General features: G+C 57.4%; 13 protein-coding genes and 1 tRNA gene. 2 read left to right on the top strand and 12 right to left on the bottom strand.

The genetic code is table 11. From position 1 onward, the window contains the following. Positions 1-369: 369 nt before the first annotated feature. From IOB61_RS10510 to IOB61_RS10495, 4 genes are all read right to left on the bottom strand, one after another. On the bottom strand, positions 370-954 hold the full coding sequence (locus IOB61_RS10510) for an NADH-quinone oxidoreductase subunit C (RefSeq protein WP_290816140.1): 585 nt from the start codon (positions 952-954) through the stop codon (positions 370-372). Continuing rightward, positions 951-1,517, bottom strand: coding sequence for an NADH-quinone oxidoreductase subunit B family protein (locus tag IOB61_RS10505; RefSeq protein ID WP_290805938.1), 567 nt, complete (start codon positions 1,515-1,517; stop codon positions 951-953). Before IOB61_RS10505 ends, IOB61_RS10510 begins: the two co-directional genes overlap by 4 nt. After that, positions 1,508-1,936 carry an NADH-quinone oxidoreductase subunit A gene (locus tag IOB61_RS10500; protein WP_290816137.1) on the bottom strand — a complete coding sequence of 143 codons (429 nt, stop codon included), beginning with the start codon at positions 1,934-1,936 and terminating at the stop codon, positions 1,508-1,510. Before IOB61_RS10500 ends, IOB61_RS10505 begins: the two co-directional genes overlap by 10 nt. Positions 1,937-2,074: 138 nt before the next feature. Further along, the gene (locus tag IOB61_RS10495) at positions 2,075-2,929 is read right to left on the bottom strand and encodes an alpha/beta hydrolase (RefSeq protein WP_290816134.1); all 855 of its coding nucleotides are present in this window, start codon (positions 2,927-2,929) and stop codon (positions 2,075-2,077) included. 52 nt (positions 2,930-2,981) lie between these two features. Here IOB61_RS10495 and IOB61_RS10490 point away from each other — a divergent pair. Both IOB61_RS10490 and IOB61_RS10485 read left to right on the top strand, forming a co-directional pair. After that, positions 2,982-3,057 (top strand) — tRNA-Thr (locus IOB61_RS10490). 215 nt (positions 3,058-3,272) lie between these two features. Continuing rightward, the gene (locus tag IOB61_RS10485) at positions 3,273-3,824 is read left to right on the top strand and encodes a cytochrome c family protein (RefSeq protein ID WP_290816131.1); all 552 of its coding nucleotides are present in this window, start codon (positions 3,273-3,275) and stop codon (positions 3,822-3,824) included. Positions 3,825-3,947: 123 nt separating this feature from the next. On the opposite strand, the gene rodA is transcribed toward IOB61_RS10485, so the two are convergent. The 8 genes from rodA to IOB61_RS10445 form a co-directional block, all read right to left on the bottom strand. Then, positions 3,948-5,108, bottom strand: a complete 1,161-nt coding sequence (gene rodA / locus IOB61_RS10480) for a rod shape-determining protein RodA (protein ID WP_290816128.1) — start codon at positions 5,106-5,108, stop codon at positions 3,948-3,950. Then, entirely contained in the window at positions 5,105-7,021 is a 1,917-nt protein-coding gene (gene mrdA, locus IOB61_RS10475) for a penicillin-binding protein 2 (RefSeq protein WP_290816126.1), read from the bottom strand. Before mrdA ends, rodA begins: the two co-directional genes overlap by 4 nt. After that, on the bottom strand, positions 7,018-7,515 hold the full coding sequence (locus IOB61_RS10470) for a hypothetical protein (protein ID WP_290816122.1): 498 nt from the start codon (positions 7,513-7,515) through the stop codon (positions 7,018-7,020). The genes mrdA and IOB61_RS10470 overlap by 4 nt, the downstream gene beginning before the upstream one ends. After that, positions 7,512-8,723 (bottom strand): rod shape-determining protein MreC, encoded by a 1,212-nt coding sequence (gene mreC, locus IOB61_RS10465; RefSeq protein WP_290816119.1) that lies wholly within the window; start codon positions 8,721-8,723, stop codon positions 7,512-7,514. Before mreC ends, IOB61_RS10470 begins: the two co-directional genes overlap by 4 nt. Positions 8,724-8,775: 52 nt before the next feature. Then, positions 8,776-9,819: a rod shape-determining protein gene (locus IOB61_RS10460; RefSeq protein ID WP_085340650.1), complete on the bottom strand. Its 1,044-nt coding sequence runs from the start codon at positions 9,817-9,819 to the stop codon at positions 8,776-8,778. A 266-nt stretch (positions 9,820-10,085) separates the two neighbouring features. Continuing rightward, entirely contained in the window at positions 10,086-10,955 is an 870-nt protein-coding gene (locus IOB61_RS10455; protein WP_290816115.1) for an NAD(P)-dependent oxidoreductase, read from the bottom strand. Between the two features lie 90 nt (positions 10,956-11,045). Further along, a complete protein-coding gene (locus IOB61_RS10450) occupies positions 11,046-12,032 on the bottom strand; it encodes a hypothetical protein (RefSeq protein WP_290816112.1) in 987 nt (328 codons plus the stop codon). Positions 12,033-12,255: 223 nt separating this feature from the next. Continuing rightward, positions 12,256-13,006: MATE family efflux transporter (locus IOB61_RS10445; protein WP_290816109.1), on the bottom strand; the 751-nt coding region annotated here is incomplete at its 5' end.

The raw sequence follows: 13,006 nt of genomic DNA, 5'->3' as shown, positions 1-13,006 counted from the left end.
TTGGGGTCAAAAGCCTGCGAGAATGAGGCCTTTACGAACTAGGCGGGGGAAATCAGAACCACCCGTGGCGTCATGAACCACCTAAGCACACAGCCTTATCAGCCGGGGCGCACGGTTTGCGTCGTATTCGGGCCAGTCCGTTAATCTGGCCCACTTCATTGACGCGCTCTTAGCGCCCCGGCCCTCCTGCCCTTATCCCAAGGGCAAAAGCCGAACCCCCGGAGGTCTTTTCCTCGCGGGGCTATAGGTGTTGGGTGTCATTCAAAGAAACGATGTCATCCCCGATGGCGTCAGCCGAGTCCCAGACCTGCGAGCGCAAAGTCCCATTAGGTCCCCGCTCGAAGCACACGCACCGCAGCGTAAGGCCCCCTATTCGGCGGCCTTTTCATCGCCGGGCAGCATGCCTTCCCAGGGGCTTAGGAAATCGAAATTGCGATATTCTTGCACGAGCTTAACGGGCTCATAAATCACCCGCTTTTGGGCTTCGTCATAGCGCACTTCGGTATAGCCGGTCAGTGGGAAGTCTTTGCGCAACGGATGGCCGTGGAAGCCATAATCGGTCAGAATGCGGCGCAAATCTGGGTGGCCAGAGAAGAGGATGCCATACATGTCAAAGGCTTCCCGCTCAAACCAATCGGCTGCAGGCCATAGCGCACAGGCCGATGCAACCGGGGTATCTTCGTCGGTCGTCACCTTCACGCGAATGCGCACATTCTTGCTCATGGACAAGAGGTGATAGACCACCTCAAAGCGCTCAGCCCGTTCTGGATAATCCGCGCCGCAGACATCGACAAAGGACGAGAAGCTTTCAATATCGCGCAAATGCTGCAGCACGGCGAGGATATCGTCGCGGCGAACCACTAAGGTCAGCTCACCATGTGCCTGCGTCGCCGACAGGACAGAAGCACCCAACGCCGAAGTCAGGCGCTCTTGCAACTCAGCCAAAGCGCTCATCGTTCGATCGTTCCTTCACGACGGATTTTCTTCTGCAATTGCAGAATGCCATACATCAAAGCTTCCGCGGTTGGCGGGCAGCCCGGCACATAGATATCGACCGGCACGATCCGGTCACAGCCACGCACCACCGCATAGCTATAGTGGTAATAGCCCCCGCCATTGGCGCAGGAGCCCATGGAAATGACATAGCGCGGATTTGGCATTTGGTCATAGACCTTGCGCAAAGCCGGGGCCATTTTGTTGGTCAAGGTGCCGGCCACAATCATCACGTCCGATTGGCGTGGGCTGGCGCGCGGGGCAAAGCCAAACCGCTCCATATCATAGCGCGGCATCGCTGCTTGCATCATCTCTACCGCACAGCAGGCCAGACCAAAGGTCATCCACATGAGGGAGCCGGTGCGCGCCCAGGTGATCAAATCGTCTGCGGCGGCAACCACAAACCCCTTATCGGCCAATTCGTCTGATAGGCCCGAGAAATAAGGGTCATTGGGGATAACAGGGCCAATGTTGTCGAGTGTGGCGGGAACTGAACCCGCGCGAGGGGGAAGCTTTAGTTCCATTCCAAAGCACCTTTCTTCCACTCATAGATAAAGCCAACCAACAAGATGCCAAGGAAGCTCATCATCGACCAATAGCCGAAGGGGCCAATATCATCGAGCGCTAAGACCCACGGAAACAGGAAGGCGATTTCCAGATCGAACAGGATGAACAAGATCGATACCAGATAGAATTTCACGTCAAACTTCATGCGGGCATCGTCAAACGCATTAAAGCCGCACTCATAGGTCGACACTTTTTCCGGGTCAGGGCTCGACGGGGCTAACACCCAAGAGGCCAGCATGAAGGCGCAACCAAGGCCTGCCGCAATCACCAGAAAGATGATGATCGGGAGAAAGTCGAGCAGAAATGCATTCGAGACCAAGGTCTGTTGAACGCCTGCCCCGGCTTGGGTGACTGCTGACACTGCACTATCGGCCATGTGTGCCCTCTTGAAACGACTCTGTAAGCTGCCCGCAGCGCTTGCAAGCTACGGCACTCGAATCTGATTTTACTAGGCTGGAGTGGGCTTTGGTGCAATGCGCCAAGGCGGTAAAGTCCTGCGAAAATTCTTTAAAGATCAGCCCAAGCTGGCAAAACAGGCTGCCACCACATCAGGGTGGGTCAACATGCCGTTGCGGGTGGTCGGCACATCAATCCAGCGCCAGCCAGCCTCTTTACCTGGCCCCCACATGGCCGGCGACGAGGGCGCAAAGGTCTGCAAGGTGGTGTGAATATAGGTGCGGGGACGGTCTTCCCACCCGCCTTGGGCAAAGCTTACAGGTTCTGTCCATTGCCCGGCGGGGTGCCACGTCAATTTACGTTTGAGCAGCGCGACATTGGCCGCATCCTCTTCTGGCACCAGCATTTTGATCGGATAATGATCAAAGAAAATCATCTTATAGCCGTCGATGAAATGGGCTTGGCGATCTAGCCACCATTTGGGCCAAGACCCATCGGCTTCGGGCATCACCCAAGCCGGGCGCGCCCGCGTTGGAATAAAGGCATCATAAAAGACGATATGGGCAATGCGCTCGCCCAGTCGATCGGCAACGCCGGTGATGGTCAACCCGCCAAAGGAATGGCCAATCAGGATCACCTCCTCTGCATCTTCGGCCTCAATCACCGCGCATATGTCTTGCACATGGGTGGAGAGATTGGTGGTGGGGCTGATCAGATGCGCCCGCTCCCCACAGCCCGTCGCGGTTGGGGTCAAAACGCGGTGCCCGTCAGCCTGCAAGCGTTCGGCCACTTGCCGCCATACCCAACCGCCATGCCACGTGCCATGCACCAGCACATAGGTCTTCCTCTTGCGGGTTTGGATGGCCACCGGAGCAGCGCTTGCAAGGGCTGGCGCGGCCAGAATGGCGCCAGGCGCAGCAACGTGACTTAAGGCCCCTCTGCGGGTGATGCTGTTTTTTGCCTGCCCATTCATTGCGCTTCTCCCTTGCAAAACGTCGCCCAAAACGTTTAGAGACACCCCCGATGCCGGTTTAGCTCAGCAGGTAGAGCGCCCGATTTGTAATCGGACGGTCGCGGGTTCGATTCCTGCAACCGGCACCATTTTCCCCATTCATCAAGATCTGACAAGCCTTGTGGCAGGACTGCCGCGGGGCTCTTTATCTCACGGGCTCAAGGCCCTCACTGGGAAGTGATCGCTTGTGACTGACAGATCTCCCTCATGCCCCTGTTCGGCTTCGGCTCAACGCTCTACCTCCCGCCTGTCGGGCTGTCTGCACGCGCATGGCCCACCCCTTTTAGTCTGTGGAGAAGAGACCATGATGATCCGCACCAGCCTTGCCCTGATCCCGCTGATGGCCCTTGTCGCTTGCGGCCAAGCCCCCCAGTCGGCCAAAACTGAGACCGCACCAGAAGCAACACCCAGCAAGGAGGCGGCCGCCCCCGCTACCCCGGCTCCTGCCGCTGCCCCTGCCGCCCCTGCCCCCGCTGCGGCGGCCGCCGGTTCCTCCCCCGAAGACGCTAAAATCCTCGCCAGCCTTCCAGCACCCTATAGCGAAGGCGATCTGGCCAATGGCCGTCGGCAATTTGCCAAGTGTCGTTCGTGCCATGTGATTGAGAAAGGGGGCGATAACCGCGTCGGTCCTGCCTTGCATGGCATGTTTGGCCGGACGGCCGGGACTGTGCCTGGCTTCAATTATTCCCCGGCCCTCAAGGGGGCAGGCTTTACGTGGGATGCTGAGAAGCTAGACCAATGGCTTGCCGATCCCAAGGGCTTCCTGCCCGGCAACCGCATGAGCTTTGTGGGCCTGAAGCAAGAAAAAGATCGCCGCGATGTGATCGCCTATATCAAGGTTGAAAGCGCGAAATAGGGCCTAGAGCCACCCCTCTCGCCGCACGGAACCGATTAAGTGAACGCCTTTGCCAGAGGCTCTGCTGTGGCAAAGGCACGGTTTCGGGTCTCTGCGCGCCAAATGGGGTGGCGCCGTCCGCCGCTACCGCACCCGCTTGGATGATTTAAAGCCAGACCCCAACGTTTTGTCGCGGAAGACTTTGGCATTTTGAACAAGGCCCAGGCCGAACATCAGCGAGAGCATGACGCTTCCGCCATAACTTAAGAAAGGCAGAGGTTCGCCCACCACCGGCATCAGGCCCATAATCATGCCCGCATTAATGCCGACATAGATGAATAACAACATGGTGACGCCTGCGGCCAAAAACTTGCCAAACCGATGGCGACACCCGATTGAAATATAAATGCCAAACGCCATCGCGGCGAGGTACAGGGCCAGCACAAACAAGCCGCCTACCATGCCAAACTCTTCCAACAGCATGGCAAACACAAAGTCTGTGTGGCGCTCGGGCAGAAAATCGAGCTGGCTTTGGGTGCCCTGCATATAGCCGACACCAAACAATCCGCCCGAACCAATCGCAATCTTAGACTGGGTGATATGATAGCCGGTTCCCAAAGGATCGCGCGATGGATCAAGGAAAGTCAGGATACGGTTCTTTTGAAACTCTGCCATAAAGAAAAAGAAGGCGGCCAAGGCAAAAGTGGCCACACTTCCAGCTGCCGCCACCACATACCACCACGACAGGCCAGCCAATATCACCATGGTCGCCCCAACCCCTGCCACCATGATGGCGGTGCCCAAATCAGGTTGCAGCGTGATCAAAGCCGCAGGCGCTGCCAGCATAACCAACGGAATGGCATGGGCCCGAATGGTCCACATCCGATCCGATTCAGCGTCTTGATAATAGCGAGCCAAAGCCAAGATCAAGGCGATCTTCATGAATTCGGATGGTTGCAACCGGATGGGGCCCACTTCCAGCCAACGCTGGGCACCCAAAGCGACTTTTCCGAACAATTCCACCGCGATCAACAGGATGAAAACGCCAATATAGGCAGGATAAGCCAAGTGGTACCAAATACGGACATCCACAGTTGCCACCACCAGCATGAGGCACGTGACGATACAAAAGCGGATAATATGGTCTCCCGCCCAAGGCTCCCAACTCGCACCCGCCGCGCCAAACAACAAAATGGTGCCGACCACGCTGATCATGGCCATGACAAAGACCAAGCCCCATTCGATCCGACGCAGCTTTCCAAAGAAGCTGTCGCGACCGCTTTCCATATCCGGCAAGAAGGTCATGCTTTGCCATCCCCCGGCGGGGTGCCATCGGCGGGCGGGGCTAAATCTGCTGTCTTTGCCCGGGTCGTGAAGGCAGGCTTGGAAGACGGGTCCTTCAACAGGGTGGCCCGCATGATCTCACGCGCACGCGGCGCGGCCGCAGCACCACCGCCCCCGCCGTGATCGACAACAAGGGCACAACAATATTTGGGGGCTTCGGCGGGTGCATAGCAGACAAACAAAGCGTGATCGCGCTGTCTCCACGGGAGCGAGGCGTTTGAGCGCACACCCGTTCGGCGTTCAGCCATGGTGATCCGTCGGACTTGGGCAGTGCCGGTCTTACCGGCCATGCGCACGCCTTCAATGCCCAAATCGCCCCGACCTGTGCCGCCAGCTTCATTGGACACGGCAATCATGCCTTCATGGACCAGATGCATATGCTGATAATTGAACGGCAATTGCTTGAAGGGGGTAAACGGCGTGGCCCCCGGCCCCTCGCGAATAAGACGCGGCACAACCGCTTTACCCTCAGAGGCGATGCGCGCCGTCATCACGGCCAGTTGCAACGGGGTTGCCGCAATCAGGCCTTGACCGATCGCCACATTGAGCGAGTCATAAACTTGCCAAGGCTTGCCGCGATTTTTGACCTTCCAAGCATTGTCGGGCACGTGCGAGGCGGCAATCCCCGGAATGCCCAGATCAAACCTTTGGCCAAAGCCAAACTCGCGGGCGACTTGTGCCATTTTGTCCCCACCAATGCGCCGACCCATTTCATAGAAATAGACGTCGCAAGAGACCTTGATGGCGGTATGGAGGTTGACACTGCCATGTCCGCGCCGGGCGTGACAATGGAAGCGATGATTGCCCAACATGTAAAAACCCGGGCAATTGACGGTCTCTTCAGGATCGGTAATCCCCGCCTCAAGGGCAGCCAAAGCCGTCACCATCTTATAGGTCGAGCCGGGGGGATAAATGCCGCGCACCGCCTTATGATACAACGGGCGCATCTCGGCATTATTATATTCGTTGAAATCGGTGCGGCTAATGCCGTCCACGAATTTATTGGGGTCAAAGCTTGGAGCCGATACCAGCGCCAAAAGCTCGCCCGTATGGATATCCATTACCACAGCCGAACCCGCTTCAGCTGGCCTTTTGTCCTTGGCCTGAAACTGATCATAGGCGACTTGCTGGATCTCAGCGTCAATGGTGAGGACGATGGGCGTGCCGCTTTTGGGATTGAGGCGCGGGTCGACCACTTCGCGAATGACGCGACCATGGGCATTGACCTCTAGTTTAGTGGCACCATGAACACCTTTGAGGCCTTTTTCTTGAGACTTCTCAATACCTTCCTTGCCCACCCGAATACCGGGATGGCGGGCCTGGGGGTCCGCGGCAACATCCTTGTCATTGGCCTTGGCCACATAGCCCAGAACATGAGCCATGCTTTCAGCAAGTGGGTAATTGCGGGCTTCGCCCATTTCGCACCGCACGCCCGGAAAGGAGGCCGCATAGACGCTAACCCTTGAATATTCCTCCCAGGACAAATTCTCAGCCACCATCGAGGGCATGAAGCGGGGGGAAATCTTGGCCTCATTGAGAGATTCTTCTGCTTTCTCTGGGGGCAAGCGCAGGATCGAGGCCAAGGCCTTGATGGTGGTGGGTAGGTCGTCGACATCCTCGCGCATGACAGAGACGCGGAAATCGCGTCGGTTCACGGCCAGCGGTACGCCAAATCGATCATAGACGGGCCCACGGGAAGCTGGATTGACCAGAAGGTTGAACTGGTTCTCAGCGGCTTCGAGACGAAATTCCTCATTCTCGAAAATCTGTAGCTGCGCCATGCGCAGGCCGAGGACGGCAAAATACAAGCCCCCGAGTGAGGACAAGATCATGGCCCGACGGCTGAAAAGATCTGGTCCACCATTCTGGCTCATGCTTCATCCTCAGACAGATCAAACCACGGTGCCAGCCATGGATAGGTTATAACCGCGCTGATAATTGGCACCAAAATCGCCAGCACATTAAACCCTTTCCCGCTTGAAATCGACAAGATGAACGCGGCCAACAGGAAAAAAAAGCCGGTAATCGCGGCAGACCCCAAAGGCGTAGAGGCCATGGCCACACTCAAGCGCGCCGTCAGAATGGTCAAGCCATGGGCGAGTAACGCAACCACCGCCCACGCCCCCAAGGGGCCGCCGGTCAAAAGGTCAAGCCACAGCCCAAGCAGGAACAATAACACACTAATCAATGCATTTGGTCCTTGATTGGCCCAGCCGCACGCCGCCCAGATCAAACTAGCCGGCCAGATACTGCCGAATGGTCCGAGATTGAGCGAGACCAGATTAAGCAAGCTTGTCCCGGCCACAATGGCGAGACCGGAAAAGAGGCGTGACCTGGTCGAAGGACGGCCAGGTAAGAGCGTGCTCACTGTTTGGGTGCCCCGCTGGGTGGGGTCGCAGGCGCAGGTGCGGCTGCAGGTGCGGCAGGGGTGGTGGGCACACTCGCCCCAGCATTGGATGCTGTCGCTGATCCTGCAACTGGAACCGACCGGCTTTCGGCTGCCAAACGTGCTGCTTCGGCCTTACGTGCCTGCTCTCGGGCTTCATCACGTTCCTTGGCAAGGCGCGCTGCTGTGGCACGTGCTGCCTCGACTTCACTGCTACGCGACGCCTGAGCCGCGCGGATCGCTTCAGGCGTTGCGGCTGTGGGTACACCGGCCGCATCGGGGGCAAGCGGAAGAACACCCCCTTGCACCGGCGTGGTAGCCGCACCCTCTGTCGGCGGAGCCGCCAAAGTTGGCGGTGTCACAGGATCGAGCGGCGGCGGGAAATTGGAGGGCGGGACAAGGCGAACAAAATCAATCGGGGATGCGCTGGATGCCAGACGCACCCGCCACTGCTTGTCGGGGGCAATGCCCGCTTGTCCAACTGCGATACCGCGCGGGTAGATCCCATCATCGCCAGAAGTCATGACCCGCTCGCCATCGCGCATCAATGTAGGTGTGTTCAAATGGGCCAGCTTGGGGGCAGATGTCTTATCCCCCATCGCAATCGCGCGTGCCCGGGTGATCTCGCCCATGACGGGAACACGGCTATCCCCATCGGCCAAGAACAAAACACGCGAGGTGTCATTGCCCACAGCAATAACCCGGCCCACCAAACCATTTTGATTAAGCACAATCCAATTCACTTTGACGCCAGACTTGGCACCCAGATTAACGATGCCAGACTTTGCAAATGGCCCGCTGCTCTCGCTGATCAGGCGACCGGTCAAGCCTTGCGGCAATTGTTCGGCCTTAACGCCATGCAGCTTCTCATAGGCGTCCAAACGCTCCGCCATGGCTTTGGCTTGGTCCCGCCATTGCAGAAGCGCGCGATTTTCTTCTTGAAGCTTTTTATTGAGGGTGGCTCCGCCAAAAAAGGCACCAACGGAGGTAACGATATTCTCGCCCCACCGAACCGGCGTCATCAAGACCCCGCCAATGGCTCCAGACACATCAGACGCAATGCCAGCAACCGCACCACCACGTTGATCGGTGACAACAATCGTGGCCCCGACAGAGATCAGCGCCGTCAGCGCAGCGACCCCAATGAGTGGCCCTGCCCCCCCTGCTCGCCGATTGCCTCTGCGCGCCATATGCCTGCTCCTTCACCTCATAGACCCGAACCAGTCGGGGCGCTTATCCGGCTTAGACTTTGGACAAGACGCCTTTCCACTGCTCGAAATTATCGACGCATTTGCCGGTACCCAACACCACGCACGATAAGGCATCATCGGCTACAGAAACCGGCAGGCCTGTGCGCTCGCGCAGGACCACATCCAGATTGCGCAACAGCGCGCCACCGCCCGTCAGCATAATGCCTTTTTCGACAATGTCAGCTGCCAGTTCGGGGGGCGTGGTTTCCAACGCGACGCGAACTGCTTCAATGATTTCATCAACGGGATCAGACAAGGCTTCTGCAATCAATTGTTCCGAGATTTGGATCTCGCGTGGCACGCCATTGAGAAGGTCGCGCCCCTTGACAGACAAAGACAAGCCATAGCCGTCTGCCGGCGGCAAAGCCGTGCCGATTTCTTTTTTGATACGCTCTGCCGTGGTCTCACCAATCAGCATGTTCTCGGTCCGGCGCAGGAAATTGATGATGCTCTCATCCATCTTGTCACCACCCACACGCACTGAGCGCGCATAGACAATGCCCTCTAGCGAGAGAACCGCGACTTCTGTGGTGCCGCCGCCAATATCAACGACCATCGAACCAGAAGGTTGATCAATGGCAAGGCCTGCCCCGATGGCCGCCGCCATAGGCTCTTCAATCAGATAGGCGTCTGAGGCCCCGGCGTTCAGCGCCGCATCTTGGATCGCGCGACGCTCAACAGGCGTTGCGCCCGATGGCACACAAATGATGATCCGTGGACGGCCCCGCAAAAAGCCCTTGTTGGAATTCACCCGGCGGATGAAGTGCTTGATCATTTCTTCGGCGACTTCAAAGTCGGCGATCACGCCATCGCGCATCGGGCGAACCGCCTGAATTTCACCTGGCGTGCGCCCCAACATCAGTTTGGCCTGATGGCCAACAGCCTGCACTTCTTTGCGTCCACCGCGCTGGCGATAGGCCACCACCGAAGGTTCATTCAGAACAACCCCATGCCCTTTGACATAGACAAGGGTGTTGGCCGTACCAAGGTCGATTGCCATGTCGCTGGAAAACCAGTTGAAGAGGCGTCCGAACATTTTTTTCTCGCGATTCTAAGTCTGTTCTATGCGATGATTCGCACGTGTTGACTCTGGGTCGTGCCGCTTCATGGCGACCAAATCAAGGCCGCAAACCCCCAAAGTCCTGCGATTTTTAACAATTCTTGGCAGTTCTCCGCAGTTAATGGCCGTGCGTGAGAGAAAGCCTGAAAGATCCATCGACTGGCGCTGAAGACAAGACCGAGACCAAGTTTGGTCCCGGTCCAATCCGCCTCTCGCGACACGCGAATTTTTGGGTCGACGAACTAGCCAATCGCACGCATGGAAACGCCCGGGGCGACTGGTGTATCGGCTGGAACAAAGAAATCTGGCATCAGATCCTTGCTGGGATCAACCCGGTAATGGTCAAACGATGTCACGCCGGATTCGGCCAACACCACATCATCAATGAAGAAATTGCCGGTGCAGCTTTTTGCGTCGCGCGTCAGGATCACATGGGCAGCGTCGGCCATAATATCGACGGTGCGGCAGTGGCGCAGCCCTTCATCACCTGCAAGGGCAAATTGGATGGCGGCGGTCGCAATGCCGGTGCGTGGCCACAGGCAGTTAAAGCCAATACCGTCACCCTTAAACTCTTCCGCCATGCCCAGAGCACACATGCTCATGGTGTATTTCGCCATCGTATAGGCAACATGATTGCCAAACCAATTCGGGCTCATGTCCAAGGGTGGCGACAGATTGAGGACATGGGGGTTAGCCGCCTTTTTCAAAAACGGGATACATGCCCGGCTGACCAGATAGGTCCCCCGTCCATTGACCTGATGCATTAGGTCATAGCGCTTCATTTCGGTCTGGAGCGTGCCGGTGAGCTGGATGGCGCTGGCATTATTGATGCAAATATCAATGCCACCAAAGCGCGCCACGGCCTGTTCCACCGCGGCTTGGACGGACGCTTCCTCGCGCACATCGACCACCAGCGGCAGGGCTTGGCCACCTGCGGCTTCAATCTCGGCGGCTGCCGAGTGAATGGTGCCGGGCAGATGCTTGTGGGGTTCTGATGTCTTGGCCGCAATCACCACATTGGCCCCATCGCGGGCGGCGCGCAAACCGATTGCCAGACCAATACCGCGCGATGCCCCGGTGATGAAAAGGGTCTTATCTTTCAAACTGCTCATATCGGCCACTCCCATGAAATTCTTCTGCCACCAGACTTAGCGTCTTGTGGGGGCAGAGCAAGAAGAAAGGCTGAGATGGGCCGGAAGGGACTATTTGATGGTGTCGCGCACACAGCCAGAGGATTCTTGGAAGCTGTGGCGCGCTAGGCAGAACAAATGCTCATAGGGATAGCGGCTGGCTGCCAAGCATTGCCGCACATTCAATTGCACGCGGTTCATGCACATCTTGCCAGCAGGCTTTGCGATCAATTTGGTTGAGGTCACGTCATCGCCTAAAATATGATAGGCTGCAGCCACCAAAAAGCGCTTGTCCAAGGGTATTTCGGCGCGCGTATTGCGCATGTCTGACGCAGCCAAGGGGCTAATATCGGCAGGACTTGTCGAAGCGGTCCGGTGCGCGGCCAGCACCAGTTGGGGGTCCATTTCGCGCTGGGCCCAGGCTTCCTTTTGAACGCTATAAGCCGCATCACCCAAAACCTGGGTGGCCTTATCCATCTTGGCCAAGCTATCGGCCATCACGCCACTGGCAATGGTAGCTGCCTCATTGGAGGAAGCCACCAGACCCAAAAATGCTTCTGGATCGCTCTTCAATCGCTCTAGCACCGCATCACGGCCCAAAAGATTGACTGCCGTTTGCAAGCTTGACGCAAAGGGGGCGTGGGCAGAGGCGGAAAGCACCGCGTAAGATGCCGCCCCTTCTGAAATGCCCGATGACGACAGCCGCGCCGTTGACATCAATGCGCCTTGTACCGCCTCAGGGGTTAGGGTGCGTAACGTCGTCAAGCGATCGGCTTCGCCCACCAAGGCATTAAAGCGTGCCGCAGTAGCGGCCATATCAAAGGCAGGAACTTCCACAGGAACAGGTGGGGGTGCAGCGATGGCTTCAGGCGGCAGCGTCGTTTGTGGCGGTGCGGCGTCTGCTGCAGGCACGGGGCTTGGTGCGGCGGGACTGGGTTCAGATCGTACCGCCGTAGGCGTCGCACCTTCCGCAGGCGGCTCAAAACCAGAAGCCTGAACGGCCCACACGGGCACACATACAGAAATCGCCAGAGCTGAAACACCAATTATCCGCTTCACTTCACGCACCTCAAGTCTCACCCAAGCCTGAAACTAACAGTCAAACCTTCATCCAAATCAAATCTGACACCTCAATTTGAACTTTGTTTCGCAACACCCTTCCGGCATTCCATTAACCATAGCCTAGGTCAAGACTTTATTGAATGACTGCTTGAGAAATACGTGCGGTTTGGCATTCGGCTTTTCGTGCGGCTGCCTAAGGGGCATGGGTGGTTGCATCGGCTTATCCCGCCAGACGTCGCCACGCTCCAAGTTTCAAGGCGGCGGCGATTATCACGCCAAAGGTCGCCATGGCCGCAGCCGCGCCGATATAGACGCCCTTCAGGCCGAGATCGAGGCCAAAGGCCAAAAGCCACCCACCCCCGACCGCCAGCACCACACGCGCCAAAATCCCAATCACAGGCCACTTCATTGCCCCCGCCCCTTGGCTGGCGAAATAAAGCGACAGACCTAGGCCTTGGAACGCAAAGAACGGCCCTACGATCTGAATATAGCTGCGAGCAGCTTCAAAGGTTGCTTGGTCTTGTGTGAAGGCGTGTATCCAAACACTTGGAAACAGGGCCAAAACTAGCCCGACGATACCGGTCAGGCCGGCCGCAAAACCACTGCCGATCCAGCCAATATGCTCTGCCCGCTCCACATTGCCCGAACCAATGCTGAGACCTACCAGCGACGTCATGGCCGCGCCAATCCCAAAGACGAGCGGGATTAGAAGAAACTCAATCCGCGATCCAATGCCATAGCCTGCAAGGGCTGCCTCCCCAAAGGTCGCGACCATGGCCGTCAGGCTTAAAATGATGAAAATGGTGAAAATGGGCGACAGGGAAGCGGGCATGGCGACTTTGAAAATGTCGCGAAACAGGGCTTTGGAAAATGAGAGATAGGTGCGGTCCAGACGAATGACGCGGCCGTCGCGCGCCAGCACCACCAGCATGATAACGCTGACCACAAAGCCACTGATCACGGCTGAATAA

Origin of the sequence: Aquidulcibacter sp., assembly GCF_020253525.1 — a bacterium.
Taxonomy (GTDB): domain Bacteria; phylum Pseudomonadota; class Alphaproteobacteria; order Caulobacterales; family Aquidulcibacteraceae; genus Aquidulcibacter.
The sequence above is the reverse complement of the archived record's forward strand: the minus strand, read 5'-3'. Positions and strand labels throughout refer to the sequence as shown.